At 32.4% G+C, this 26,680-nt stretch carries 23 protein-coding genes; 15 read left to right on the top strand and 8 right to left on the bottom strand.

Annotation, left to right across the window (positions count from 1 at the left end; genetic code table 11):
- Positions 1–46: 46 nt before the first annotated feature.
- Entirely contained in the window at positions 47–898 is an 852-nt protein-coding gene (locus tag ACEN2I_RS06695) for an aldose 1-epimerase family protein (protein WP_441765323.1), read from the bottom strand.
- Between the two features lie 174 nt (positions 899–1,072).
- On the opposite strand from ACEN2I_RS06695, the gene ACEN2I_RS06690 reads away from it, so the two are divergent.
- The 12 genes from ACEN2I_RS06690 (at position 1,073) to argH (ending at position 15,169) form a co-directional block, all read left to right on the top strand.
- Positions 1,073–3,340 carry a M1 family metallopeptidase gene (locus ACEN2I_RS06690; protein ID WP_441765322.1) on the top strand — a complete coding sequence of 756 codons (2,268 nt, stop codon included), beginning with the start codon at positions 1,073–1,075 and terminating at the stop codon, positions 3,338–3,340.
- Between the two features lie 465 nt (positions 3,341–3,805).
- Positions 3,806–4,447: a GNAT family N-acetyltransferase gene (locus ACEN2I_RS06685; RefSeq protein ID WP_441765321.1), complete on the top strand. Its 642-nt coding sequence runs from the start codon at positions 3,806–3,808 to the stop codon at positions 4,445–4,447.
- A 65-nt stretch (positions 4,448–4,512) separates the two neighbouring features.
- A complete protein-coding gene (locus tag ACEN2I_RS06680; protein ID WP_441765320.1) occupies positions 4,513–5,706 on the top strand; it encodes an argininosuccinate synthase in 1,194 nt (397 codons plus the stop codon).
- 35 nt (positions 5,707–5,741) lie between these two features.
- Positions 5,742–6,155 carry a hypothetical protein gene (locus ACEN2I_RS06675; protein ID WP_441765319.1) on the top strand — a complete coding sequence of 138 codons (414 nt, stop codon included), beginning with the start codon at positions 5,742–5,744 and terminating at the stop codon, positions 6,153–6,155.
- Positions 6,156–6,259: 104 nt separating this feature from the next.
- Positions 6,260–7,237, top strand: coding sequence for an N-acetyl-gamma-glutamyl-phosphate reductase (argC, locus tag ACEN2I_RS06670; protein ID WP_441765318.1), 978 nt, complete (start codon positions 6,260–6,262; stop codon positions 7,235–7,237).
- An 86-nt stretch (positions 7,238–7,323) separates the two neighbouring features.
- Positions 7,324–8,463: an aspartate aminotransferase family protein gene (locus ACEN2I_RS06665; RefSeq protein ID WP_441765317.1), complete on the top strand. Its 1,140-nt coding sequence runs from the start codon at positions 7,324–7,326 to the stop codon at positions 8,461–8,463.
- A 36-nt stretch (positions 8,464–8,499) separates the two neighbouring features.
- Positions 8,500–9,693 carry a glutamate-5-semialdehyde dehydrogenase gene (locus ACEN2I_RS06660; RefSeq protein ID WP_441765316.1) on the top strand — a complete coding sequence of 398 codons (1,194 nt, stop codon included), beginning with the start codon at positions 8,500–8,502 and terminating at the stop codon, positions 9,691–9,693.
- Between the two features lie 164 nt (positions 9,694–9,857).
- Positions 9,858–10,619, top strand: a complete 762-nt coding sequence (proB, locus tag ACEN2I_RS06655; RefSeq protein ID WP_441765315.1) for a glutamate 5-kinase — start codon at positions 9,858–9,860, stop codon at positions 10,617–10,619.
- 120 nt (positions 10,620–10,739) lie between these two features.
- Positions 10,740–11,687: an N-acetylornithine carbamoyltransferase gene (locus ACEN2I_RS06650; protein WP_441765314.1), complete on the top strand. Its 948-nt coding sequence runs from the start codon at positions 10,740–10,742 to the stop codon at positions 11,685–11,687.
- Between the two features lie 80 nt (positions 11,688–11,767).
- Positions 11,768–12,541 (top strand): acetylglutamate kinase, encoded by a 774-nt coding sequence (gene argB / locus ACEN2I_RS06645; protein ID WP_441765313.1) that lies wholly within the window; start codon positions 11,768–11,770, stop codon positions 12,539–12,541.
- Between the two features lie 72 nt (positions 12,542–12,613).
- On the top strand, positions 12,614–13,684 hold the full coding sequence (locus tag ACEN2I_RS06640; protein ID WP_441765312.1) for a M20 family metallo-hydrolase: 1,071 nt from the start codon (positions 12,614–12,616) through the stop codon (positions 13,682–13,684).
- A 204-nt stretch (positions 13,685–13,888) separates the two neighbouring features.
- A complete protein-coding gene (argH, locus tag ACEN2I_RS06635) occupies positions 13,889–15,169 on the top strand; it encodes an argininosuccinate lyase (RefSeq protein ID WP_441765311.1) in 1,281 nt (426 codons plus the stop codon).
- A gap of 157 nt (positions 15,170–15,326) precedes the next feature.
- On the opposite strand, the gene ACEN2I_RS06630 is transcribed toward argH, so the two are convergent.
- The 3 genes from ACEN2I_RS06630 to ACEN2I_RS06620 all read right to left on the bottom strand — a co-directional run bounded on the left by ACEN2I_RS06630 (position 15,327) and on the right by ACEN2I_RS06620 (position 18,294).
- Positions 15,327–16,694, bottom strand: coding sequence for a pectate lyase family protein (locus ACEN2I_RS06630; protein ID WP_441765310.1), 1,368 nt, complete (start codon positions 16,692–16,694; stop codon positions 15,327–15,329).
- Between the two features lie 281 nt (positions 16,695–16,975).
- Complete coding sequence (locus ACEN2I_RS06625; RefSeq protein WP_441765309.1) at positions 16,976–17,764, bottom strand: anti-sigma factor; 789 nt, start codon at positions 17,762–17,764, stop codon at positions 16,976–16,978.
- Complete coding sequence (locus tag ACEN2I_RS06620) at positions 17,764–18,294, bottom strand: RNA polymerase sigma factor (RefSeq protein ID WP_441765308.1); 531 nt, start codon at positions 18,292–18,294, stop codon at positions 17,764–17,766. The genes ACEN2I_RS06625 and ACEN2I_RS06620 overlap by 1 nt, the downstream gene beginning before the upstream one ends.
- Before the next feature lie 768 nt (positions 18,295–19,062).
- On the opposite strand from ACEN2I_RS06620, the gene ACEN2I_RS06615 reads away from it, so the two are divergent.
- Complete coding sequence (locus tag ACEN2I_RS06615; RefSeq protein WP_441765307.1) at positions 19,063–19,647, top strand: glutathione peroxidase; 585 nt, start codon at positions 19,063–19,065, stop codon at positions 19,645–19,647.
- A 48-nt stretch (positions 19,648–19,695) separates the two neighbouring features.
- On the opposite strand, the gene ACEN2I_RS06610 is transcribed toward ACEN2I_RS06615, so the two are convergent.
- The 3 genes from ACEN2I_RS06610 to ACEN2I_RS06600 all read right to left on the bottom strand — a co-directional run bounded on the left by ACEN2I_RS06610 (position 19,696) and on the right by ACEN2I_RS06600 (position 22,417).
- Positions 19,696–20,643, bottom strand: a complete 948-nt coding sequence (locus ACEN2I_RS06610; protein WP_441765306.1) for a tRNA dihydrouridine synthase — start codon at positions 20,641–20,643, stop codon at positions 19,696–19,698.
- Between the two features lie 91 nt (positions 20,644–20,734).
- The gene (locus ACEN2I_RS06605) at positions 20,735–21,232 is read right to left on the bottom strand and encodes a GNAT family N-acetyltransferase (RefSeq protein WP_441765305.1); all 498 of its coding nucleotides are present in this window, start codon (positions 21,230–21,232) and stop codon (positions 20,735–20,737) included.
- A gap of 9 nt (positions 21,233–21,241) precedes the next feature.
- Positions 21,242–22,417: a thioredoxin family protein gene (locus ACEN2I_RS06600; protein WP_441765304.1), complete on the bottom strand. Its 1,176-nt coding sequence runs from the start codon at positions 22,415–22,417 to the stop codon at positions 21,242–21,244.
- A gap of 174 nt (positions 22,418–22,591) precedes the next feature.
- On the opposite strand from ACEN2I_RS06600, the gene menD reads away from it, so the two are divergent.
- Complete coding sequence (gene menD / locus ACEN2I_RS06595; protein WP_441765303.1) at positions 22,592–24,253, top strand: 2-succinyl-5-enolpyruvyl-6-hydroxy-3-cyclohexene-1-carboxylic-acid synthase; 1,662 nt, start codon at positions 22,592–22,594, stop codon at positions 24,251–24,253.
- Between the two features lie 42 nt (positions 24,254–24,295).
- Here menD and ACEN2I_RS06590 read toward each other — a convergent pair whose 3' ends face one another.
- Positions 24,296–25,645, bottom strand: a complete 1,350-nt coding sequence (locus tag ACEN2I_RS06590) for a M28 family metallopeptidase (RefSeq protein ID WP_441765302.1) — start codon at positions 25,643–25,645, stop codon at positions 24,296–24,298.
- Between the two features lie 164 nt (positions 25,646–25,809).
- Between ACEN2I_RS06590 and ACEN2I_RS06585 the strand changes: the two genes are divergently transcribed.
- Positions 25,810–26,664, top strand: a complete 855-nt coding sequence (locus ACEN2I_RS06585) for a CvfB family protein (RefSeq protein ID WP_441765301.1) — start codon at positions 25,810–25,812, stop codon at positions 26,662–26,664.
- Positions 26,665–26,680: the final 16 nt, after the last annotated feature.

The raw sequence follows: 26,680 nt of genomic DNA, 5'->3' as shown, positions 1-26,680 counted from the left end.
CAAAACCCATTTTGAATATTCCGAAATGGGTTTTGTTGTTTTTAAATTAAAAGATTTCTATATCGAATGAAGTGTTGAATGTTTGATTTGCTTCTAAGACTATTATTCCTTCTTTTTTAAATAAATCTCCAGATTTTTCAATTGTATCAGAATAACCATACCAAGGTTCAATACAAATAAAAGGAGCATCCTCTTTTGTCCAGATTCCTAAATTTGGAAAATTTTTAAAATCTACTTTAATATATGGATTAGAGTTTTTAAGAATAGTTAACGAATTAGATTCAAGAGTCTTAAAAACCAAAGCATCATTTTCAAATAATTTATAATTTAATGAAACTGTATTGTTTGAAGTTTCTAAAACCTCAGTTGTATTAGAGATCAAACCGTTTTCAAGAAGCGAATATTCAAGTTTTTCTTCTTTTTCAAACTGAATACTGTAATTTGAAAATTCTTCTGGTAAAGCAAATGCTGGATGTGCACCTATAGAAAAAGGAATTTGTGTTTCTTCTTTATTGATTACTTTGTACCCTATATTTAGTTTATTGGCTTCAAGTCTGTAAATAATCTGCAACTCAAATTTAAAAGGATATTTTTTAAGTGTTTCTTCATTATATGTTAAGGAAAAAGTAGCTGAGGATTCTGTTTGTTCAATCAATTGAAATTCCATATCACGTGCAAACCCATGTCTTGACAAATGATATTTTTTTTCGTTAAAAGTGTATGTATCACTTTGTAAACTTCCAACAATTGGAAAAAGAATTGGCGAATGTTTTGGCCAGAACCTTGGATCACCATCCCAAATATATTCCTTGTTTTGATTATTGATAATAGAGAATAGCTCAGCTCCTGCATGTTTTACAGAAGCACTTAGTGTTTTATTTGATATAGTTGTTTTCAAAATTGATTGGAGTTAGTTTTATAATTGTAAATATATTTTTTAAATTTAATTTTATGAGTAAAACAATATAAAATGTTATTTTAATAAAATTTAGCTAAAATTAAATTAAAGCTTTTACTTTTCTCTTTAAATAGCTTTTTTTTTCATTAATTTGTTACATAAATAGGTATAAATATGAAAACAAATTTTCCGAAAGCCTTATTAAGTATGGCTTTTTTTATTGGAATTTCTTCTGTTTGGGCGCAAGAAAAGCCAACTACAACAGCAGTAAATCCTGTTAACAATTATGATTATCATGATGCATTTGCACCACATTTTTACACAAAAAACGGAACTGCAACACGTTCTGCAAGTGGTAAGCCAGGTGTTGAATACTGGCAGAACAGGGCAGATTATCAAATTAAAGTAAAATTAAACGAATCAACAAATGAAATTATTGGTACAGATGAAATTACCTATACCAATAATAGCCCGGATAATCTGTCATTTCTTTGGCTGAATTTAGATCAGAATTTATTCAAAAATGATTCAAGAGGAAATGCAGTTGTACCTTTAACAGGCAGCCGCAATGGAGCTCAAGGACAAATTTTTGATGGTGGAAATAAAATCAAATCAGTAAAAGTAATTTCAGGAAAGAAAAAAAGAGAGACTGAAGTTAAATATATAATTACAGATACCAGAATGCAAATTTTTCTTCCAGAAGAGTTAGCTTCAAAAGGCGCTTCTGTAAAAATAAAAATTGACTTTTCATTCATTGCGCCTTTTGAAGGATCAGACAGAATGGGAGTTCTGGAAACAAAAAACGGTAAGATTTTTACGATTGCACAATGGTATCCGCGTATGTGCGTGTATGACGACGTGAGAGGATGGAATACGGCACCTTATCTTGGAGCATCAGAGTTTTATTTAGAATATGGTAATTTTGATGTAAAAATTACAGTTCCTGCAACTCATTATGTTGTGGGTTCAGGAGAATTGTTAAATGGTTCTGAGGTTTTGCCAGCAGAACAATTTAAACGTTACAAAGAGGCTTCTCAAAGTGACAAAACGGTAATGATTCGATCTGCTGAAGAAGTTGCAGCAGCAGCTAATTCAAATATTGTCTCTGAAAAAACATGGCATTATCAAATTAAAAATGCACGGGATTTTTCATGGGCATCTTCTCCTGCTTTTATTTTAGATGGAGCCAAAATAAATTTACCAAGTGGTAAAAAGGCTTTAGCTTTATCTGCATATCCTGTTGAAAGTTCGGGTAACAATGCTTATGGACGTTCATCTGAATATGTAAAAGCCTCAATTGAACATTATTCTAAACAATGGTTTGAGTATCCTTATCCGGTGGCCACAAATGTAGCCGGAAATGAAGGCGGTATGGAATATCCAGGAATTGTATTTTGCGGATGGAAATCCAAAGGACAAGATTTATGGGGTGTTACTGATCATGAATTTGGTCATATTTGGTTTCCAATGATTGTGGGATCAAATGAACGTTTATTTGCCTGGATGGATGAAGGATTTAATACTTTTATCAATTCATTAAGTACAGCAGCATTTAATAATGGCGAATATAAAGAAGAACCAACTGATTTGCATGAACAGGCTGAACCTTTTACCAGACCGGATTTAGAAACGATTATGAGTTCTCCTGATAATATGAAGGAAACAAATATTGGGATGTTGTGTTATTTTAAACCAAGTGCCGGTTTGATAATTCTAAGAGAACAGATTTTAGGAAAAGAGCGTTTTGATATTGCATTTAGAACTTATATTGAGCGCTGGGCATACAAGCATCCAACACCAGATGATTTCTTTAGGTCAATGGAAAATGTTGCCGGAGAAGACTTAAGCTGGTTTTGGAGAAGCTGGTTTGTTAACAACTGGCGTTTTGATCAGAGTGTAAGTTCAATTAAGTATGTAAAAAATGATCCTTCAAAGGGAGTTATTATTTCTGTTGAAAATTTAGATAAAATGGCAATGCCAATTGTATTGGATGTGAAAACAAAAAGCGGAAAAGTAACAAGAGTTAATTTGCCTGTTGAAATTTGGCAACGAAATAAAGAATGGTCTTTCAAGCACGATTCTACCGAAGAAATAGAAAGTATAACGCTGGACCCCGATCATGCTTTTCCAGATCACAATGATACTAATAACATCTGGACTGCAGGAAAAGGTAAAATAGAGAAGGATGTTATTTTAGATGGATATTTAGGAAACTATTCCACAAAAAATGCACCGTTAAAAATTGATATAACAGAAAAAAACAGTGTTTTGAACGTAGAGATTACAAACTTTCCTAAGTTCTCTGTTGAGCCGGTTGCAGGCGAAAAAGATACATTTCAATCTAAAAGAGCAGGATTAAAATTCAAATTTAACGAATCTAAAACAGCATTTGATATGATTGTTTTGGGGAATGGTCAAGTGATACCATTTACTAAAAACTAAAATAAATTATGTAAATAATTCAGCCCGATAGGTTTATGTAAATCTATCGGGCTTATTTTATTTAAAAAATAACATAACATTAAAAAAATGTTAGAATTTTAAAAATTAGTTTTCTAAATGAAAAAATAGTGTACTTTTGCATCGATGAATAAAATAAGTTTACATATAACTTCTTTGTCACGGACAATCTCTCCTGGTGCTTCTCCCGAAGTACGGATGCTATCTTTATAGTATTCAAAGAGTTTTTCGTCGCGTATTTATTTATATTCATTTTCATTTTGAAATCACATAAGTTGTCCTTTGGGCAAACATATACCAAAAGTATTTATTTTTTTAAAAATTTTCATAATCAACTTTTTGATTTTGAGAATGTTACTTCTGTATTTTCTAATTTTATTAGCTTGTTTTTTGGATTTCAAAACAAACAATGCGTTTTAATATTTAACTCTAACTTCAACTATTGAAATGAAGATCTCTATTGTTGTTACTCAGGAAGAACACTTCAAATTCGCACAGGAAATATGCGATACGATAGAATCATCTGCCTTGCTAAGAGGTACGGGGATTGCTAAAAGAACTCCTGAATACATTCAGAAAAAAATGTCTAATGGTGATGCAATGATTGCTTTAGCAGACGGAAAATTTGCAGGTTTTTGTTATATCGAAAGTTGGCAGCACGGAAAATTCGTGGCACACTCAGGTTTAATTGTGCATCCTGATTACAGAAACTTAGGTTTGGCCAAAAAGATCAAATCAAAAGTTTTTGATTATTCTTTAAAAAAATATCCTGATGCAAAAATATTCGGGATCACAACTGGTTTGGCAGTTATGAAAATCAATTCTGATTTAGGATATAAGCCTGTACCATTCTCTGAGCTGACAACTGATCCTAGTTTTTGGTCAGGCTGTAAAACCTGTACCAATTACGAAATTCTCAAAAGTAAGGAAAACAAAATGTGCCTCTGTACAGGAATGTTATATGATCCAAAGGATAAGCCAAAAGATCCGCCAAGACATCCTTTTAATGAAGCTGTTTTGAAAAGATTAAAAAAAATAAAACAAGCTTTATTTTTAAATAAAATGTTGTCTTTGTTTTTTTTATCTTAAGTATTAAAATATAAAAAGAATCTCAAACTTGCTACATACGAAAGTATTAGCCTAAATTATAAAAAATGAAAAAAGTTGTATTAGCTTATAGTGGAGGATTGGATACCTCGTATTGTTTGAAATATTTAAAAAATGAAAAAGGATACGAAGTTCACACCGTACTTGTAGATACAGGAGGATTTGATGCAGAGGAATTATCTGCAATCGAAAAAAGAGCTTACGAATTAGGAAGCGCACAACACGCCAACCTTACAATCGTAGATAAATATTATGACAAAGCTATAAAATATTTAATTTTTGGAAATGTATTAAAAAACAATACCTATCCGTTATCGGTAAGTGCCGAGCGTGTTTTCCAGGCAATTGAAGCCATTAAATATGCTAAAAAAGTAGGAGCAAGTGCGATTGCACACGGAAGTACAGGTGCAGGAAATGATCAAATTCGTTTTGATTTGATTTTCCAGACCATTGCTCCGGAAATTGAAATTATCACGCCAATCAGAGACTTGAAATTGTCAAGACAGGAAGAAGTTGATTATTTAGCTAAAAACGGCGTACATTATTCTTGGGAAAAAGCACAATATTCTATCAATAAAGGACTTTGGGGAACAAGTGTTGGAGGAAAAGAAACCTTAACTTCAAGTCAGCCTTTGCCAAGTGAAGCTTATCCTTCACAACTGCAAAGAGAAGGCGAAGAAAAAGTGATGTTGCAATTTGAACAAGGTGAGTTAGTTGCAATAAACGGAAAAAAAAATGCTCCTGAAAAGAACATTGTTATTCTTGAAAAACTGGCAAATGCTTATGCAATTGGTAGAGACATTCACGTTGGAGACACTATTATCGGGATTAAAGGAAGAGTTGGTTTTGAAGCTGCTGCTCCGTTAATTATCATCAAAGCGCACCATTTATTAGAGAAACATACGCTTGGAAAATGGCAGCAATATTGGAAAGAGCAGCTAGGCAACTGGTACGGAATGTTATTTCACGAAGGGCAGTTTTTAGATCCGGTAATGCGTAATATCGAAACATTTTTGCAAGACACACAAAAAACAGTAAACGGAACGGTTACAGTTTCCTTAAAACCATATCATTTTTCGCTTGACGGAATCGAATCTAAAAACGATTTGATGAATACTGGTTTTGGTCAATATGGAGAAATGAACAACGCGTGGACGTCTGACGATGCAAAAGGATTTATTAAGATTTTAGGGAATGCACAAAACATATTTTCATCTGTAAACCATTTAGATCATGATTAATGTGATTATTTATTTAACAAATAGAACTTAATTTTATGAAAACAAAAGTATTTTTTCTATTTCCAATTCTTTTAATGTTTCTGGGCTGCTCAAGTGATACTGTCGCACCTGAAAAAGAAGAATTAAAAGAGATTAGCTACGAAGTTTTATTATTTGAATTTACAGCCGACACAGGTAATAATTCATCTCGATTACATTATGAAATAAAATATAATAACCCAAATAATGTTGCTGTAAAAGGAACATCCAGCATAACAGCCAATTATAACGGATTAATATTAACTCCTATTAAAAGAGTTCCTCCATATATTGAAATTGGTGCAAATTCTACTTATATAGAAGTTTATAATGTTGAATCTCCACATGACACACAATCATTAAGTCCTGAGCAGATAAAGGCATATTACATAAAGTTTGTATCCGCAAAATTTATTTTGGCTATTGATTAAAAAAACTAGGGGATTAGACAACTTTTTAAAATTGGCTAATCTAAAAACACAAAAGATATTAAAAATCGAATTCGATTTAACAATATAGTTAAAAAATAAAAAATATGATTAATATTGGAATAATTGGTGGTTCAGGCTACACGGCTGGAGAACTTATCAGAATATTAATGTATCATCCCAATGTAAACATCGATTTTGTTTATAGCACAACAAATTCGGGCAAACCGCTTTCTGTGGCGCACCACGACTTGATGGGAGATATTGAAATGAATTTTACTGATAAGATTAATCCGGATGTAAATGTTGTTTTCTTATGCCTTGGACACGGAAAATCGATTTCATTTTTGCAGGAAAATCAATTTGCAAGTCACACAAAAATTATTGACTTAGGAAATGACTTCAGATTGAACAAAGATGCTCATTTTGAAGGTAAAGATTTTATTTACGGTTTACCCGAATTGAATAAAGCTGACATTAAAAAAGCCAATTATATTGCAAATCCGGGTTGTTTTGCAACAGCTATTCAATTGGCTTTATTGCCATTAGCTAAAAATAATTTGTTGAATAATGACATTCATATTAATGCAACAACCGGAAGCACAGGCGCTGGAGTTGGACTTTCAGAAACTTCGCATTTTAGTTGGAGAAACAATAATATGTCGCATTATAAAGCTTTTGAACACCAGCATTTGGGAGAAATCTCAGAAAGTCTGGTTCAGTTGCAGGATGATTTTGAAAGTGAATTGCTTTTTATTCCAAACAGAGGAGATTTTCCAAGAGGGATTTTTGCAACCTTATATACAACATCCGACGAAAGTCTGGAACAAACTGTTGCAAAATACGAGGATTTCTATAAAAATGAACCTTTTGTAACTGTGACAACGACAAACATCAATATGAAACAAGTCGTACAAACAAACAAGTGTATCATCAGTTTAATGAAAAAGGGAAACCGGATTTTGATTACCTCAATCATTGACAACCTAACCAAAGGTGCTTCAGGGCAAGCGATTCAAAACATGAATTTAATGTTCGGATTAGAAGAAACCACAGGTCTACATTTGAAACCAAGCGGATTTTAATTTTTGTTGATAGTTATTGATTTATAGTTTGATGGAAACATCGCCTTAAGCCAACAACTATTAACAATCAACCAACAACTAAAAAAATGAATTTATTCAACGTTTACCCATTATATAACATAACTCCAGTAAAAGCAATTGATTGTACAATTATTGACGACAAAGGAGTAGAATATTTAGATTTATACAGCGGACATGGTGTGATTTCTATCGGCCACACGCAACCTGATTATGTTGAAAAACTAAAAAATCAATTAGATCATTTAGGATTTTATTCAAATGCAATTCAGAATCCTTTGCAGGTAGAATTGGCTCAAAAATTAGGAAAACTTTCAGGATTACAAGATTATGAATTGTTTTTATGCAGTTCTGGTGCTGAGGCTAATGAAAATGCCTTAAAGCTGGCTTCTTTCCATAACGGAAAATCAAGAGTTGTGGCTTTTGATAATTCTTTTCACGGAAGAACTTCTGCAGCGGTTGCCGTTACCGATAATAAAAAGATTGTTGCACCTTTAAATGCGCAGCAAGAAGTTACTTTTTTGCCATTAAACCAAATAGAATTAGTTGAAGCAGAACTGTCTAAAGGAGATGTTACAGCCGTAATTATTGAAGGAATTCAAGGAGTTGGAGGTTTAGACCAGGGGACAACTGATTTTTTCCAGGCTTTAGAAAAAGCATGTAAAAAACATGATGTGGTCTTGATTTTAGATGAAGTACAATCAGGATACGGAAGAAGCGGGAAGTTTTTCGCTTTTCAACATCACGGAATCAATCCGGATATTATTTCAGTTGCAAAAGGAATGGGGAACGGATTTCCGGTTGGAGCGATTTTAATTTCTCCAAAATTTGAAGCAAGTTTCGGATTATTAGGAACTACTTTCGGCGGAAGCCATTTGTCTTGTGCCGCAGGAATTGCGGTTTTAGATGTAATTGAAAAACTTGATTTGCAAAAGAATGTAAATGAAGTTTATGAATACTTTTTAGAGAAAATCAAAGAAGTTCCCGGAATCAAACAAGTAAAAGGAAAAGGTTTAATGCTTGGAGTTGAATTCGATTTTGATGTTTCTGCTCTAAGAAAAAAACTAATTATAGAGAAACATATTTTTACAGGAAGTGCTAATAATAAAAATCTCTTAAGAATTTTGCCACCGCTTACTGTGAAAAAATCACACATTGATACTTTTATTGTAGCCTTAAAAGAGAGTCTGGAAGAGCTTAAAAATTAAGATTAGAAATACCAAAAAACCAACCAACTATAAATTATGAATCCATTATCAATTGAAAAACGCAATCTGGTTTTGCACGCCATGGCAAAACTGGTAGAGCAAGAGCGGAGCCAGATTATTTTAGAAAATCAGAAAGATTTGATAGCTTATGACGGTTCTGATTTAGCGATGGAAGAACGACTGAAAGTTGATGATAAAAAAGTAGACGAGATGATTTTATCATTAAACCAATTGGCTGCTCAGGAAGATCCTGTAGGAGTTGAGCGTTTTCATTTTGTTCATGATAATGGAATTCGGGTAACGAATAAAACAGCGGTTTTTGGAACAGTTTTAATTATTTACGAATCAAGGCCTGATGTAACGATTGAAGCGGGAGGAATTGCTTTTAAATCCGGAAATAAGATTTTATTAAAGGGTGGAAAAGAGTCTTTACAATCTAATTTGAAGATTGTGAGTTTATGGCATCAGGCTTTAGAAGAAAATGGTGTTTCAAAAAACTGGGTTGAATATCTGAATTATAATCGTACCGAAACTCAGGCTTTTCTGGAAAATCCAACGCAAAAGGTTGATTTAATTGTTCCTCGTGGCGGTGAAAAATTGATTGAGTTTGTCAAAAAACACGCAACCTGTCCTGTAATTGTAAGCGGTCGCGGAAATAATTTCGTTTATGTTCAGCAGGAAGCTGATTTGGAAATTGCCTTAAAAGTAATTCTGAATGCTAAAACAGCTAAAATTTCCGCCTGTAATGCTGTTGACAAAGTTTTAATTGACAATAGAATTCCAAATTTTGAAGGTTTTGCTGCCATGCTAATTGAAGAATTGACAGAAGCTAAAGTTGAAATTTTGGTTGATCAATCTTTGGAAACTTTTAAAAATACAAAAGTGCTTTCAGACGAAAATATTTGGTACGAAGAGTTTTTAGATTATAAAATTGTGATTGGAACTGTTAATTCTGATTCGGAAGCAATTGCTAAAATCAATACATATTGTGGAGGACATTCGGCTTCTATCATTACTAGAAATGATGCTATTGCGCAAAATTTCATGGAAAGTATTGATGCTGCGGCTGTTTATCAAAATGTTTCTACCCGATTTACGGATGGTTTTCAATTAGGATTGGGAGGAGAATTAGCTATCAGTACGGATAAATTACACCAAAGGGGACCAATTGGGTTGCAGCATCTGGTTACCAATAAATGGTATATTTATGGAGAAGGGCAAATTAGGTAATTGAGATAATTTGTCAATTAGAAAATGTGACAAACTTATTTTGAATTTACAATTTAGAAATTTATTTAAGATTTAGCTTTGTGAACTTAGCTTTTATCTAAACAAATAAAATTAAAAACCTTGCGCACTTTGCGGTTAAATAGAACTGCGGTAAAAAAATAATAATGAGTAAAAAAAGAATTTTATTAAAAATAGGAAGTAATACCTTAACCAAAGAAACCAATCATATTTCGCGGGGAAAGATTGAGGATATTGGTATGCAGATAGCCGCTTTGAACAAAGATTATGAATTTGTAATCGTGAGTTCAGGAGCGATTGCTGCAGCCAAACAGTTTGTAAAACTAGAAAGCAAAGGCAAAGAAATTGCATTGAAACAAGCTTTAGCATCAATTGGTCAGCCACATTTAATGCGAATTTTTCATGAAAACTTTAGCGATTTAGGTTTGTTAACATCACAATGTTTGTTGTCTTACTCTGATTTTGAAAAAGACCAGTCAAAAGTAAATATTGTTAATACGATTAATGTTTTGGTTGAGAATAATTACATTCCGATTATTAATGAAAACGATACAGTCGCTACAGATGAAATTCGGTTTGGAGACAATGATAAATTAGCGGCTTTAACAGCAGTTTTATTAGACGTTGATATTTTGATAATCGCTACCAATACCAACGGAATTTACATAAAAGAATCCATTCATGATGAAATTCCGGAAACGATCCGTTTGGTAAATGATTTAAAACTTTTAGAAAAGGAAATTGGAGAATCAAAATCGTCACACGGAACAGGGGGAATGCAATCCAAAATCGAAGCAGCCGGAATCGCAAAAGCCGCTAACATTGAAACCTGGATTGTGAATGGATTAAATGATAATTTTATTTTAAAGGCATTAGAAGGAGAAATTCCTTTTACTAAGATTGTGTAAAAAGGGTTATTTTTTAACGGTTAATTCGGTTAATCGAATAAAAGAAGGCAATTACGAAAGAATAAAAAATATAAAATATCGATTAAACAAATGAAAGATTAACCGATTAATCAAAAAAACATGAACTATATTTCAATTCAGGATATTAACTCATTATCAAAATGGGTAAAAAGCGCGTTAAAAATAAAGAAGAACCCGCTTAAAAATCAAAGTTTAGGAAAGAATAAAACTTTAGGAATGTTATTCTTTAATCCTAGTTTAAGAACGCGTTTGAGTACTCAAAAGGCGGCTTTAAACTTAGGAATGAACGTTATGGTAATGAATTTTACAAACGAAGGCTGGACATTAGAGTTTGAAGACGGTGCCGTAATGAATTCTGGTGCATCTGAGCATATAAAAGAAGCTGCGGAAGTAGTTTCACAATATTGTGATATTATCGCGATTCGTGCTTTCGCAGGTTTAGTTGACAAGGAAAAAGATTATGCTGAAACAGTAATTTCAGGATTCTTGAAACATGCCACAGTTCCAATTGTTAATATGGAAAGTGCTGTACGTCATCCATTGCAGTCTTTGGCAGATGCTATCACAATGGAAGAATACAAAACACAACATAAACCCAAAGTGGTGCTTTCGTGGGCGCCTCATCCAAAAGCATTACCTCAGGCAGTGGCAAACTCATTTGTAGAAATGATGCAAATGCAAAAAGACATGGATTTTATAATTACACATCCGGAAGGCTATGAGTTGAGTGCGGAAATTACAAAAGACTGCAAAATTGAATACAATCAAAATAAAGCGTTCGAAAATGCCGATTTTGTTTACGTGAAAAACTGGAGTAACTTCAACGATTACGGAAAAGTAAGTAATATCGACCCAAGCTGGACAGTAACTGCCGAAAAAATGGCTTTAACCAATAACGGAAAATTCATGCACTGTCTGCCGGTTCGCCGTAACGTAATTGTAAGTGACGAAGTGATTGACAGTGTAAATTCAATCGTAATTGAGCAGGCGAATAACAGAACGTATGCAGCACAATTAGTTTTACAGAAGATTTTAAAGAAATTGTAAATAAATTCTAAGGTTCTGAGTTACTAAGATGCTAATTTTTCTTTGAACCTCAAACCTTAGTATTCCAGAAGCTTAAAGAAATGAATGTTACAGTAATAAAAATTGGCGGAAATATTATAGATAATCCAAATGAATTAGAGCAATTCTTAACTGATTTTTCTAAAATCAAAGGATATAAAGTTTTAGTTCACGGTGGTGGAAAATCAGCCACAAAAATGGCGCAAAGTATTGGTTTAGTACCTCAAATGATTGAAGGCCGCAGAATTACCGATGCTCCAATGCTTGAGGTTGTGGTGATGATTTACGCAGGACAAATCAACAAACATATAGTGGCACAATTACAGGCAAAAGATAATAATGCCATTGGTTTTTCAGGTGCTGACGGAAATTTGATTCAATCTGTTAAAAGAAATCACCCCACAATAGATTACGGATTCGTTGGAGATGTAAAACAAGTAAATACATCTTTATTGAAAACCTTGCTTGAAAACGAAATTGTACCTGTTTTCTGCGCTATTACACACGACAAAAACGGACAATTATTAAACACAAATGCCGATACAATAGCGAGTGAATTAGCCATTGCATTATCTGAAGTTTTTGATGTTACACTAACATATTGTTTTGAAAAACAAGGTGTTTTGCAGGATTCAGAGGATAATTCTTCTGTAATTACTGAAATTAATGAAGAATTATACAACAAGCTAAAAGCCGAAAATATAATTCATTCGGGAATGATTCCAAAATTGGATAATTGTTTCAACAGTTTGTCACGAGGTGTTCAAAAAATAAAAATAGGGCATCACAAAATGCTAAAAAAGCCTGAAGTTTTGCACACGACAATTACATTATAAAAGAAAAAAGTTGCTAAGTTCACAAGAAACTCTGACTTTTGCATTCCTAGTATACCAGTACCAAAATAAGAAATGAAAAATATAGAAACGCTTACCCAGGAAGCCATAATGCTATTAAAAAATCTAATTGAGACACCTTCATTTTCCAGTGAAGAAGATCAAACGGCACTTTTGATAGAGAATTGGTTCAATCAAAACGAGATTCCCTTTAAAAGAGAAAACAATAATGTGTGGGCTTTCAATAAATATTTCGATCAAAATAAACCAACCCTTTTACTGAATTCGCATCACGATACTGTAAGGCCAAATCAGGCTTATACAAACGATCCGTTTAAAGCCATCGAAAAAGACGGTAAATTATTTGGGTTAGGAAGTAATGATGCCGGAGGATGTTTAGTATCGTTATTAGCGGCTTTTGTTCATTTTTATGAAAATCAAAACTTGTCACATAACTTAGTTATTGTGGCTTCTGCCGAAGAAGAAAGCAGCGGTAAAAACGGTTTAAACAGTGTTTTGAAACATTTACCAGAGCTGGATTGTGCCATCGTCGGCGAACCTACTTTGATGCAGTTAGCTGTTGCTGAAAAAGGTTTGTTGGTTCTGGATGTAAAAGTAAAAGGAACGGCAAGTCACGCCGCGCATCAAAATGATGATAATTCATTATACAAATCAATTGATGTAATGGAATGGTTTAAAAATTATAAATTCGATAAAATATCAGACGTTTTAGGTCCCGTAAAAATGACTGTAACGCAAATCAACGCAGGAAAACAGCATAATGTAGTTCCATCAGAATGTGATTTGGTAGTTGATATTCGTGTAAATGATTGTTACACCAATTCTGAAATTCTGGAAGTGGTGAAAACAAATCTAAATGCCGAAGTAACGCCGAGATCAATGCATTTAAACGCATCGTCTATTCCGGTTGCGCATGGTTTAGTACAGGCAGGGATCGCTTTAGGAAGAACAACTTATGGTTCGCCAACACTTTCAGATCAATCAGTTTTGAGCTGTCAGTCTTTAAAATTAGGTCCAGGCGAAACCCTGCGGTCACACTCGGCAGACGAATTTATTTTTATCAACGAAATCGAAGAAGGAATAGAGTTGTACATCAAAATACTAACTGATTTCTTTAAATTATAAAATCATTCAGGAGCTATTTCCCGCTATCCGTTACAATCTTTTCCTGGCTAAAGAAGCCAGAAAAAGGATTTTCACTACTATCGGGGCTAGAACAGCTACAGTATAACAATGACTTCAGAGTAATTAGAAAATATAAATTTCAAAAGATTCAAAATCTAAGAAGTCTAAAAATCTAAAATGTAAGAAGTCTAAAAAAACTAAGTTATGAAACTTTGGGAAAAAGGAATACCAACAGACAAACAAATCGAACATTTCACCGTTGGCAATGACCGTGAATTGGATTTGGTTCTCGCAAAATACGATGCTTTAGGTTCAATTGCGCATGCAAAAATGCTTGGGCAAATAGGATTACTAACTTCAGAAGAAACTGCTTCTTTAGTTGATGCATTAAATGATATCATCGCTGATATTGTAGTTGGAGATTTCGAAATAGAAGAGAGTTTCGAAGACGTACATTCCAAAATTGAATATCTTTTAACCATAAAATTGGGCGATGCCGGAAAGAAAATCCATACCGCGCGTTCCCGTAACGATCAGGTTTTGGTTGATGTTCATCTGTATCTAAAAGATGAATTGAAAGCATTAAAAGAGCAGGTAAAAACACTTTTTGACTTGTTAATGGAATCTGCAGAAAAACATCAAAATGTTTTATTACCAGGTTATACACATTTGCAAATCGCCATGCCATCCTCATTCGGAATGTGGTTTTCAGCTTACGCCGAGAGTTTTATTGATGATATCACGATGTTGAATGCAGCATTAAAAGTGGTAGATCAAAATCCATTAGGCTCTGCTGCAGGTTACGGAAGTTCTTTTCCAATCAACAGGACTTTTACCACTCAGGAATTAGGTTTTGAGACTTTAAAATTCAATGCAGTTGCGGCACAAATGAGCCGTGGAAAAGCAGAGAAAACAGTTGCGTTTGCGATGAGCAGTGTTGCAGCAACGCTGTCAAAATTTGCTATGGATGTTTGTTTATATATGAGTCAGAACTTTGACTTTATCAGTTTGCCGGCGCATCTTACGACAGGTTCCAGCATTATGCCTCACAAGAAAAACCCCGATGTGTTTGAATTAATCAGAGGAAAATGTAATAAGATTCAGGCGCTTCCGTACGAAATCACTTTAATTACAAACAATTTACCAAGCGGTTATCACAGAGATTTACAATTACTAAAAGAAGGTTTATTTCCTGCGCTTCAAAACCTAAAAGCGTGTCTGGATATCGCCATTTTCTCCGTAAAAGATATTACCGTAAAAGAAAATATATTAAAAGATAAAAAATACGACTATTTGTTTACTGTAGATACTTTAAACGAAATGGTGGTTGCTGGGATGCCTTTTAGGGATGCCTACAAAGCTGTTGCAGAACAATTGGAGGCCGGAACCTTTAAATCTCCAAAACAAACAAAGCATACACACGAAGGAAGTATTAATAATTTATGTTTAGATAATATTAAAGATAAAATGAAGGCCGCTTTTTAAAGAATTTCATTTTTAAAATAATATAACCGATTTGTATAAATGCAAATCGGTTTTTTTTATATAATGATTAGAATTAAAATGTTTTAATAACTTACATCTAAGGCATAAAAAAAGCTATTGATAATTCAATAGCCTTTTTAGAAAGATATTTTTAAAACTAATTTTTTACAACCTTAAAAGTTTTAACTCTGTTTTCAATTTGTACTTTACAGATATAAACTCCTTTAGCAAGGTTTGCAATGTTTAATTCTACTTTTTCATTACCAGTAACAGATTTAGAAGAAGTATAAACTTTACTGCCATTTACAGAGTATATTTCTATAGCAGCTTCACCATTTTCAATGCTTGAAAATTCGATGTTTAAAATATTATCAATAACCGTTGGATAAAATTGAAGTTCTAAGTTTGATACATTATCATTAATACCTAAAGTATTACAACTTGTATTTGCAGATATTTCGCCTGTAGCTGAAACGAGTAATGTAGCTCCGGCACCGCAAGAGTTATTTATATATCCAGCTATATCTGCTGCAGCTAGTACAGTATAAGAATAAGATGGTTTTGAAACTGTACCCGTAACTGAATTAGCTCTATTAATACAACCATCAAATGCCACACCCACAGTTCCACCATCAGTTGAAATATAATCTTTGTAAACAGTGCCTATAGTAGCAAAGTTTGTGTTTTCTACATAGCAAGTAGTATTGTTCGTTCCTCCTCCAAGACCAATAGCCAATGATCCTGCAACTGACGTTTTGTAATAACAGTTTAAGATATGCAATTGAGCATTTCTTGCTCTTGGCATTCTCTCTTTGCATCCTTCGGCCCAATAGCAGTTTTTAAAAGTAATACTATAATTTCCGTCAGTAGGAAAATCTGTTTTTGAAGAACCAACTAAATCTGTAAATCTGTGATCATCTGTTTTGCCAAATCCACCACTAATTGGTGACTTCAAATAGGTAAATTTACACCATGAAATAGTTACATTATCTGCTTTTCCTTTGTTGTCAAAATTGCCATCTTCACCATCTTGAAACTCACAATGATCAACCCATACATTAATACCTTCATTTGTTAAATTATCTCTGCCATCAACATCAAAAGCACCCGGTCCTTCAAAAATTAAATTTCTAATAATTATATTACTGGATCCTGGCTTAATATTTAGAATTCCGGATGGATCTTTTCTGGATGGATCAACTTTAGGATCAATATTATCAGAAAATTGTGTATTTACAAGTTTTGCTCCCGGTAATCCAATAATGGTTTTATCATTTAGTTGCACAGTTGTATAATCACATGTGATTGTTCCCGAAACCAAAATTACAGAAGTAGAACTTGCAGTTGAGTTAAGAGCTGTTTTAAATTGATTGTAATTAGTAACCGTTACAGTATTAGAAGCAGTTGGTGTTCCACCTCCGGTTGCTGCAGCACCAAATCCTTCAGGAGCTGACATATAATAATTCTGAGCAAAAAGGCTGGATATACTCAGTAGGAAAAAGAATAAGGGGAAAGTTTTTTTCATAAAAATTAAATTTTAGGTTGTTTAAAAGTTTACAAGTGGTTAATGTAATCGATTGCACAAATTTAATTCAATAAAATTTAAAATGAATGTTTTTATAAAATATTTATAATTCTGCAATAAACTTTTGAGTGGAAACCTACTTTATTCTGATGTTTATAAGAATATATTATTTTTTAAAGGATTTTTTTTTAAATCTTAAAATTCAGGAATTGATTAAAAAAAATTCCCAAACTTTTGAAATTTGGGAATTGTTAATAAGCTAAATTTAACTTTACATATAATTAGACTTTACCTAGAGTATATAATTGTTCCATTGTAGGAGAAAGACTTCCGCCAGCCGGTTCAAGTGTTATCCCAAAAGCTTCTGCATAAGCAGTTTGATCAACAGCAAATATCTTTTGATCGTTTGCCTCAAAATCACTTAATAAACCAATACTTGTTGGAGTTAGGGTAGGACTTAGTTTAAGAGCCCAAACCTGATACACCATTCCTTCTGGAGGTTTTGGTAAACCGGCAGCATCTATATAAGTGGTTTTAGTATCCTTATTCCAATATACTTTTGCAAACGATGTCGGAGAAACAGCCTGACCACCGAGTGTTACACCAGTGTTTTTAATATCCCTAACAATTGTTAAGCTTTTTTCTGTTTGTTTATTTTGTTGTTCTAAATAAGCAAATTCTCTTTCAATTTTGTTTTTTTCATTACCTACAGTTGCAATAGCTCCTTTTGTTTTTGTCAATTCTAAAGTTTGGTAGCCTAATCCTAATAATAACAATACAGCTGCCGCCCACCCAACATACTGAGACCAGTTTGATGCTGGTTTCATTTCTATCACTTTACCATGTTTCAGTTCTAAGCGTGCTTTTATTTTCTCGAAATTGGCTACCGAATGAAATGGTGAAAAACTAGATGATAAAGCTACTATTGCTTTTTCTATCGAAAGAATTTCCTGTTCAACTTCGGGATTATTTTTTGCCATTTCGGCTACTTCCAGGTTTTCAGATTCGGTTAATAAACCGTAAACATATAGTTCTAAAATTCCTGATTCTATATATTCTTTTGCTTCCATTATATTTTTAAATAATTACGTAAATCGTTAATACAGTTTCTGTTTTGTGTTTTTATAGTCCCCAATGGCATAGCCAGTTCTTCTGAAGCTTCTTGTTGGGTATATCCTTTAAAGAATAACAAATCGATAATTTCAATACATTTTGGTTTTAATTTTTTTACAAATTCATGAATTCCAATTGCATCAATTTTATTAGAGAGTTTGTTACTGTCATCTAACAGATGTACGAAATTATCGGAAGAAAGGTTTTTTTGACTGTTGTTAAAATTTTTAGATCTTAACTTATCAATAGAAGTATTTCGGGCAATATTAAGGATCCAGGTATAAAAACGACCTTTACCTTCGTTATATGAATCTATGTTTTTCCAGATTTTAACGAAAACTTCCTGTAAAACATCTTCAGCTTCTTCACGGTTTTTTATCAAAACATTGATGACCGAAAATAGACTTTTGGAATACATGTCATACAAGTGTGTAAAAGCCTTTTCATCTTTCTTGTAGATTAAAACTAATAATTCTTCTTGACTCATAAATTTAGGTTTTAAGTTTTAACAAAGTTTAATTTACTTTTTTTATGCCTTGTGATAAAGATAATTTATTTTTTTTAATTTTTTTAATTTTTTTGGCAGTGTGAAGCCTTGAAAAATAAGGAACTATAAAAAAAAAACTTTTTTTTTGTTTTTTTTTAAAACCATAAACAATCCTTTTACGTAAATGCTATTATAACATAAAATTAAACATTCATTTTAATAGCAAGAAGCAAAAAATATTGAAAATTTAATTTTTAGAGGTAATGAAAATATAAAGAAGTTCAAAAGTATTGATAGTTGATAGCTTCGGACTTTTAAACAAATAGTTAATAATTTTAAGTTGCTCATGTGCTAATAAATTAGGTGGTTGCCTTTTTAAATACCACATTTTGGAATCACTTAATATTACATGTTTTTTAATTATAGACTGCTCATTACCGGAGCATCAACTAAAAAAAGAAAACATAAGTTAAATTGAAATTAAGAAGTAAAGAAATAAAAGCATTGGGGACGGAAGTATAGCAGTTCAGTTTATTTTAGAACAACTGGACTGTTTGACCTTCCGGTTATTAACGATTTTTAAAATTATACACTTTTAAATAAGTATTGATAAGTTTTTACATGGTTTGATTTGTTTGTAGGGAGAAGCCTAACGCCTGATTAACGTTAGGCTTCACTTTTTTTATTTAACTTTTATTTAAAATAAATAAATCTTTCAAATTCTTAATTTGAGTCAGAATTTAACTAATTTTATAAAAAATATAAGCGATGAAAAAAATATTTATAATATGCAGTGTTGTTTTTTTATTTAGTTGCCAAAATCAGGCACAAACCAATAAAATAAAATCACTTAAAACAGAGAATGTTATGACTAAAGAAAACATATATAAATACAAAGTGGAAGATTTATCAGGTGATACTTTTGATTTTGCTTCTTTAAAAGGAAAAAAAATTATGATTGTAAATACCGCTTCAAAATGTGGATTAACACCTCAGTACAAAGATCTTGAAGCGATTTATAAAGAATATAAAGACAAAGGTTTTGTGATTGTAGGATTTCCGGCAAATAATTTTGCATCTCAGGAACCAGGAACTGCTAAAGAAATTGAAACATTTTGCCAGCAAAATTATGGTGTTACTTTCCCAATGATGAATAAAGTTTCTGTAAAAGGAGATGATATGTGTGAAGTTTATAAATTTCTGACACAGAAATCTAAAAACGGTTTACAAGATTCTGAAGTTGAGTGGAATTTTCAGAAATATCTAATTAATGAAAAAGGGGAATTAGTAAAGGTTATTAAACCAAAAACATTGCCTACAGATCCTGAAATTATTAACTGGATTAAAGGATAGTGATATTTAAAATTAATTTGAAATGAGATTTTTAGGAAACTTAAAATCTCATTTTTCGTTTTTGAAAATAGATGCAACTGCTGCTTCATAATTCCGAATGCTCTTTGCCTTTTTTATCTGTTTCAATATTTTGTGTGGATTTGAAAAGGTCTCCGAAAAATATTCCCATAAGTGATACATCTTCAATAAAATATGAGTTTGACCTGATAAGGATTCGCTATAAATAGCATATAAGGTTTCATGGAAGTCACTGAACAACTCCATTTTATTTTTAGGATATTCAGATGTGTTGTTTTTTATCATTGATGGTAAAAAAGGGTCAGCTATTAAGCCTCTTCCAATCATCCAATGGTCTATGGTTGGGAAACGCTCTTGCATTTCGTGAAATCTAGCTACAGAAGTAATATCACCATTGTAATACAGTTTATGTTTAGTATTATCGATGCATTGCTGAAACGCATCCAAATGAACGCCGCCTTTGTATAATTGCTTGCCAATTCGGGCATGAATGGCAATATTTTTAATTGGATACGTATCTAAAATAGGTAAAACATCCAGGATTTCATCAGTATTATCATAACCCAAACGCATTTTCAAGGATACAATGATATCTGTTTCAGAATGAGCTCTGTCCAGAATATAATTGATTTGATCCGTATTTTTAATTAATCCCGAACCCATTCCGGATTTGGTTACCATAGGATACGGACAGCCTAAATTCCAGTTTAATTCTTTATACCCTAATTCCTGAACATATTTGGCAACAAACAAAAACTCATCGGCATCATTCGTTATCACTTGTGGAATTACTTCTAAATCTAAATTATTTTCAGGTAGCAAGTCTCTTTCGTAAGATGATTTTATAATCAATTTTCCATTCAAACGAATATATGGAGAATAAAAAGTGTCTATTCCTCCAAAAAGTCTATTTTGGGTATTTCTAAATCGAAAATCGGTAAATCCTTGTAAAGGTGAAGAGAGTAACGTAAAATCCATAGTATTTGTAAAGCTGCAAAGATACTATTTGTAAACGGTTATGATTTTTTATATTATTCTTTTCTTTTATTTATTGTGATGGACTAAAAAATCATTCTAAAATCAATTGCATGAGTACTAAGTCAAGCCAATGATCAAATTTATAACCAACTTCCCTAATTGTTCCTGTAACAACAAATCCAAATTTTTCATGAAAGGCAATACTTCCGGCATTATCTGCATCAATGGCGCCAATCATGACGTGATAATTTTGTTCTTTCGCCAGGCGAATCAGTTCGGTCAATAATTTAGAACCAATGCTTTTTCCAATCACATTATTTATGACATAGACCGAATGCTCAACAGTATATTGATACCCAATTTTTTCACGGAATGGGCCGTAACTCCCAAAACCAACTACATCACCATCTAAATCAGCCACAATTATGGGTAGATTTTTAGCTTTCTTATCTTCAAACCATTTTGTCTGAACTTCTAAATTTTGAGTTTCATAATTATAATTTGCTGTTGTATGCAAAATGGAATGGTTAACTATTTCTAATATTTTTTCTAAGTCTTCTAACGTTGCATCTCTTATTACTACATTCATGATTTTTTGTTATTTAATGCCCAGTTCAGTTAATAACACATCTACTTCTTTTGAATTCCAATTCATTTCATTTGCAATAATTTTTGCATCTTTAGCATATTTTATGGCCATTTTTTTTTCTTTTATTTTGTTGTAAAGTCTTGCCAAAAGCAAATTCCCGTCATAAGAATCATTTAATTTTACTGAATGGCTTACCCAGAAAATGGCTTTTTTTAAACTTTCTATATCAGCAATATGCTTAAAATACGTCTGGCCAATTTCTTTTAGAAAACTAACATCATTCCAGACTAAATTCTCAGTATTTTCAAGTGTTGTTTTCTTGTAAAATTGCCAGTTTTCTGTTCTTTCAGCTAAAGTCAAATCGAACTTAAAAATCAAAGAATCTGTTTTCTGCAAACGAATCGATTTTGCAATTTCTCTTTGTTTATAATAATTTATGGTATCCAAATTATCAACCAGGGGGCGAAGCAATTCGGTTACGATACTTTGTATTTTACGATCGATACGGTTTTGAGAAGCTACGGCAGCAAATTCTTTTTGATGTTTTAAAACATATTGAAATTCTCTCGAATCGATGTCTGTAACACCATTGGCGATAGCGCGCCAGTTTATTTCACTAACTAACTGTGCATCTGATTGCGTTACGAGATAAAAATGTGTTGCGGGAGATAAATCGGTTCTCTCTCTTCCTTTTTTTAATACATTTAGATAAGCAAAAAACTTATTAGAATTGCCCGTGTCAGCCATGAATTCTTTTTCTAAATAAGGCAACTGCATTCTTGGATTCAGCGCATAACTGACCTCAGTCATGAATTCTGCTGTTTTCATTTCTCCTTTTAATGCATAAATAAGTGTTTCATTTGTATCTAAAAACAAAAAAGTAGGTAATGATTTTGTATTGAATTTATTTTTAAGCGAAATACCTTCTTCTTTTTCAATATTTTTCCAAAGGCAAATATAATTTTTCTTTAAAAAATCCATAACAGCCGAATCACTAAAAACTTCTTTTTTCATTTGATTGCAATGTGGGCACCAGTCTGCATAAAGCATTATAAAAATAGGTTTATTTTCTTTTTTTGCATTTTCTAAAGCTCTTTTATAGGGTACGTCCTCCGGAATAAATTGATTTTGAGATTTTATCGTTTGTATAGAAATTAAAAGTAAAAACAGATATATAAAACGCATAAAGAAGTTTGTTTTTTATTTAGAAAATTAGGTTTTACAAATATATTTTCTTTTTCTAGAAATTGAATCAATATATTCCTATTTATAAGTTAAATCAAAAGTGAAGTTTGTAACTTTGTGTAGTCAAAAAAAATCTGAACTTTAGATTTCTTTAAAAATAATACGCCATTTAGCATGATTTACCCCAAAATACCACTTGCTCAAAGCATTATAGAAATTTGTTTAGCAAAAGGAATTGATAACATTATAATTTCTCCCGGATCCAGGAATGCTCCTTTGACCATTGGTTTTGCCCAAAATCCTAATTTTAAATGCTATAGCATAGCAGATGAGCGTTGTGCTGCATTTTTTGCTTTAGGAATTGCCCAGCAAACAAAAAGACCAACGGCAATTGTGTGTACATCAGGATCGGCATTATTGAATTATTATCCTGCTGTAGCAGAGGCATTTTATAGTCAGATTCCATTAATTGTGATTTCTGCAGATCGACCTCAAAATAAGATTGATATCGGTGACGGTCAAACCATTCGTCAGCAAAATGTTTTTCAGAATCATTCGGTTTTCAATGCCAATTTAACCGAAGAGGCTTCTGATGAAAATGATTTAAAAATTAATAAAGCCATAGAAACTGCAATTCTTCAAAGAGGTCCTGTTCACATTAATGCACCTTTTGAAGAACCTTTATATGAAACAGTTGAAGCACTTTCGATCCAGCCAAAAATCACATATCCGGATGAAATTATCGAAACAAAATCCATTGAAAATATAGAAGATTTTGTTTCAATATGGAATTCGGCCAAACGAAAACTTATTTTAGTTGGGGTAAATGAAAGAGATTCAATCGATAAAAGAACAGTAGAAAATCTTGCTAATGATCCATCAATTGTAGTTCTGACAGAAACTACTTCTAATTTACATCATACAAATTTTATTAATAGTATTGATACTTTAATAACCCCTTTTGATGATATAGATTTTAAGGAGTTTGAGCCTGAAATTTTAGTAACTTTTGGAGGAATGGTCGTTTCGAAACGCATTAAAGGTTTTTTACGGAAATACAAACCGCTGCATCATTGGCATATTGATACTTTACGAGCTTACGATACATTCAATGCTTTAACCAAACATTTTGTGATGCACCCAAATGATTTCTTTAATGCCTTGTTATCTAAAACAGTTTTTGCAGAAAGTGATTATTTCAAACAGATCAATGAGGTTTATCAGTTGCGAAAAATTAAAAAACAAAAGTATTTAGATAAAATACCATTTTCTGATTTTAAAGTATTTCAAAAAATAATAGCTTCTTTGCCTAAAAGCAGTCAACTGCAAATAAGCAACAGTTCTGCTATTAGATATGCACAATTAATTGATATTGATTCTTCAATAGAAGTTTTTTGCAATAGAGGAACTAGTGGAATAGATGGCAGTACATCAACAGCAATAGGTGCTGCAGTTGGAAGTCTAAAACAAACCATCTTTATTACCGGTGATATTAGCTTCTTATATGATAGCAATGCTTTATGGAATTCTTATATTCCTAAAAATTTCAAAATTATTTTGATTAATAATGGAGGAGGAGGAATTTTTAGAATTTTGCCTGGTCATGAAGAAAAACCTGTTTTTAATACTTATTTTGAAACGTCGCATCATTTAACAGCAGAACATTTGGCAAAAATGTATCGGTTTAATTATTTGACGGCATCAGATACAGAATCATTAGAAATCAAAATTTCAGCATTGTATGCAGAAGATGACGTACCTGCTGTTCTGGAAGTTTTTACACCATCTGTAGAGAATGATTTGATTCTGAAACAATATTTTAAAGAATTAATTTAAAAAAATAATTTATGAAAGAAAAGCGTCTAAATGACGCTTTTTTTATCGAATTGGAATTGGAAAAACGGGTAAACTGGCATGTCCTAAAGCATCAACTGTTTGTACAGCAAATAAACAATTATCTTTAGAATACGGAATTTCGGCTTTGGTATCTTTTACAAAAAAAGTTTTTTCCCATTGAGAGGAAGACGTTTCACGCATCAAAATTTGGTATCCGAATTGTGGCTTATCTTCTGGTGAATTCCAAATTAAAATTGAAGAATTAGAAAGATTTTTTACTTCAATGCCAAGATTCACAGGAGCTTTTGGAGACCATGCCAAATTAGCCAAAACAGCTAAATTGGCACAGGTATTTTTTCTTAAATAGTCGAAATCCATAAATTCAGGAAGATCTCCAAATTTAACATTATTTTCCGTTCTTAAATCCTGATGCTGATGATCAAAATTTTCATTCATTTCGCAAAAACGAACAGCTGGAAAACCATTTTGACTAAAAGGGGTATGATCGCCTCCACGTAAAAAACGATCATTTCTGTACACCAATTTTACAGTAAGCTGATCAATATATTGCTCTGTAATTGTTTTGATATATCTTGCCAATAAACGAGACGCACTATCATTCTCACGATTAGTTGCTTTACGCATTTTAGCTTCATCCTCAGTTTCTAAATACGGAATACTCTCGCTGAAAATTCTGACTTGAGTATTATCTCTTAGATTAGTTCCGCTTGATAAACTGTTCCCAATCATGTCATTATTTAACATAGCAATTATATTCCAATTAGATTCTTTGGCAAATTCAGCAAGATGCCTGGCACCGTAAAGCCCTTGTTCTTCACCAGTAACTGCTACAAAAATTATAGTAACAGGAAATGATCTTTTGCTCATTATTTTTGCTAGTTCCATTACAGCTGCAACTCCTGAGCCGTCGTCATTTGCGCCGGGTGCATCAGATTTTACATTCATTACGTCAGAAACACGTGAATCGAGATGACCACTAATGATAAGTACACGATTATCGGTAGGATCTGTTCCTTTTAAAGTTGCCATTACATTTCCAAGCTGACTATCCACTTTAATTCGTTTTCCATCTGCTTTAACCGTAAAATAATCTATTGTTGAAGTTAATCTTCCATCAGATTCTAATGCATATTTTTCAAATTCTGATTTTACCCATTGTTGTGCTGCACCAATTCCTTTTGTTTTACTTTTAGTATCACTTAAAGTATGTCTGGTCCCAAAAGTGACTAATTTTTGAACAGTTATTTCCAGGTTCTGGGCTTTAACTTCAGAAATCATTTTTTTTATCTCTGGATCTTCAGCAACTTGAGAAATGGCGATTTGAGAAAAGAACAAAAAGATAAAAACGAAACAAAAGATATTTTTTTTCATTTGACTGGAAATTATTTAAGGTTCTCAAATTTAATTAAAAAAAGATAGATTGCAATAATGAGGTTGTTTCATTTTTATGTAAAACATTTTCGCTGTACCATTTTCAAACTTCGTACATTTGCACCTTAAAACTTAGCTAATTTAGAGCTTAGAACTTCAAGAATATGATTGAAATAGGAAAATACAATACACTTACCATATTACGTGATACCAAAGTTGGTTTATTTTTAGGAAATCCTGAAAAAGATCCGGAAGGAATTCACGATATATTATTACCAAATAAATACGTTCCGAATGAATTTGAAATAGGCGAAGAGCTTGTTGTTTTTGTCTATTTAGATCATGAACAGCGTCCGGTTGCGACAACACTTGAACCTTATATTTTATTGAACGAATTTGCGCTTTTACGGGTAAATTATATCAATCAGGTTGGTGCTTTTATGGATTGGGGAATGGAAAAGGATATTCTTGTTCCGTTTAAAGAGCAGGCACGCCCGATGGAAAAAGGGAAGCGTTATTTGGTGTATTTGTACATGGACGAAAAAACAAATCGTTTAGTAGCTTCAAGTAAACTGAACCAATTTTTAAAAAATGATCATCTTACGGTCGAAAAAGGAGAAGAAGTAGATTTGATCGTTTCACATATTACCGAATTAGGAATTAATGTTATCATCAATGAACAGCATAAAGGATTGTTGTATAAAGATGAAGTTTATGATGATGCCATAAGAACAGGTGACAGGATGAGAGGTTACATCAAAAACATTCGTCCTGATAATAAAATAGATGTTGCTTTGCAAGTACAGGGTTATCAAAGTATTGAGCCTAATGCAGAGAAAATTTTAGATGAATTAAGAGCAAACAGAGGATTTTTACGATTAAACGACAATTCACATCCGGAAGATATTAAAACAGTATTAAAAATGAGTAAAAAGACTTTCAAAAAAGCGATTGGAGCTTTATACAAAGATAAACTCATAGAAATTAAAGAAGATGGAATTTATCTTGTAAAAGAATGAAGTAAAATTTCACAAA

The organism is Flavobacterium sp. W22_SRS_FK3 (assembly GCF_052113665.1).
Taxonomy (GTDB): domain Bacteria; phylum Bacteroidota; class Bacteroidia; order Flavobacteriales; family Flavobacteriaceae; genus Flavobacterium.
Note: the sequence above shows the minus strand (reverse complement) of the source record. Positions and strands in the feature narration are given on the sequence as shown.

Coding starts and splice junctions, on each gene's coding strand:
- ACEN2I_RS06690 (WP_441765322.1), top strand. CDS start 1,073: ATGAAAACAAATTTTCCGAAAGCCTTATTAAGTATGGCTTTTTTTATT.
- ACEN2I_RS06685 (WP_441765321.1), top strand. CDS start 3,806: ATGAAGATCTCTATTGTTGTTACTCAGGAAGAACACTTCAAATTCGCA.
- ACEN2I_RS06680 (WP_441765320.1), top strand. CDS start 4,513: ATGAAAAAAGTTGTATTAGCTTATAGTGGAGGATTGGATACCTCGTAT.
- ACEN2I_RS06675 (WP_441765319.1), top strand. CDS start 5,742: ATGAAAACAAAAGTATTTTTTCTATTTCCAATTCTTTTAATGTTTCTG.
- argC (WP_441765318.1), top strand. CDS start 6,260: ATGATTAATATTGGAATAATTGGTGGTTCAGGCTACACGGCTGGAGAA.
- ACEN2I_RS06665 (WP_441765317.1), top strand. CDS start 7,324: ATGAATTTATTCAACGTTTACCCATTATATAACATAACTCCAGTAAAA.
- ACEN2I_RS06660 (WP_441765316.1), top strand. CDS start 8,500: ATGAATCCATTATCAATTGAAAAACGCAATCTGGTTTTGCACGCCATG.
- proB (WP_441765315.1), top strand. CDS start 9,858: ATGAGTAAAAAAAGAATTTTATTAAAAATAGGAAGTAATACCTTAACC.
- ACEN2I_RS06650 (WP_441765314.1), top strand. CDS start 10,740: ATGAACTATATTTCAATTCAGGATATTAACTCATTATCAAAATGGGTA.
- argB (WP_441765313.1), top strand. CDS start 11,768: ATGAATGTTACAGTAATAAAAATTGGCGGAAATATTATAGATAATCCA.
- ACEN2I_RS06640 (WP_441765312.1), top strand. CDS start 12,614: ATGAAAAATATAGAAACGCTTACCCAGGAAGCCATAATGCTATTAAAA.
- argH (WP_441765311.1), top strand. CDS start 13,889: ATGAAACTTTGGGAAAAAGGAATACCAACAGACAAACAAATCGAACAT.
- ACEN2I_RS06630 (WP_441765310.1), bottom strand. CDS start 16,694: ATGAAAAAAACTTTCCCCTTATTCTTTTTCCTACTGAGTATATCCAGC.
- ACEN2I_RS06625 (WP_441765309.1), bottom strand. CDS start 17,764: ATGGAAGCAAAAGAATATATAGAATCAGGAATTTTAGAACTATATGTT.
- ACEN2I_RS06620 (WP_441765308.1), bottom strand. CDS start 18,294: ATGAGTCAAGAAGAATTATTAGTTTTAATCTACAAGAAAGATGAAAAG.
- ACEN2I_RS06615 (WP_441765307.1), top strand. CDS start 19,063: ATGAAAAAAATATTTATAATATGCAGTGTTGTTTTTTTATTTAGTTGC.
- ACEN2I_RS06610 (WP_441765306.1), bottom strand. CDS start 20,643: ATGGATTTTACGTTACTCTCTTCACCTTTACAAGGATTTACCGATTTT.
- ACEN2I_RS06605 (WP_441765305.1), bottom strand. CDS start 21,232: ATGAATGTAGTAATAAGAGATGCAACGTTAGAAGACTTAGAAAAAATA.
- ACEN2I_RS06600 (WP_441765304.1), bottom strand. CDS start 22,417: ATGCGTTTTATATATCTGTTTTTACTTTTAATTTCTATACAAACGATA.
- menD (WP_441765303.1), top strand. CDS start 22,592: ATGATTTACCCCAAAATACCACTTGCTCAAAGCATTATAGAAATTTGT.
- ACEN2I_RS06590 (WP_441765302.1), bottom strand. CDS start 25,645: ATGAAAAAAAATATCTTTTGTTTCGTTTTTATCTTTTTGTTCTTTTCT.
- ACEN2I_RS06585 (WP_441765301.1), top strand. CDS start 25,810: ATGATTGAAATAGGAAAATACAATACACTTACCATATTACGTGATACC.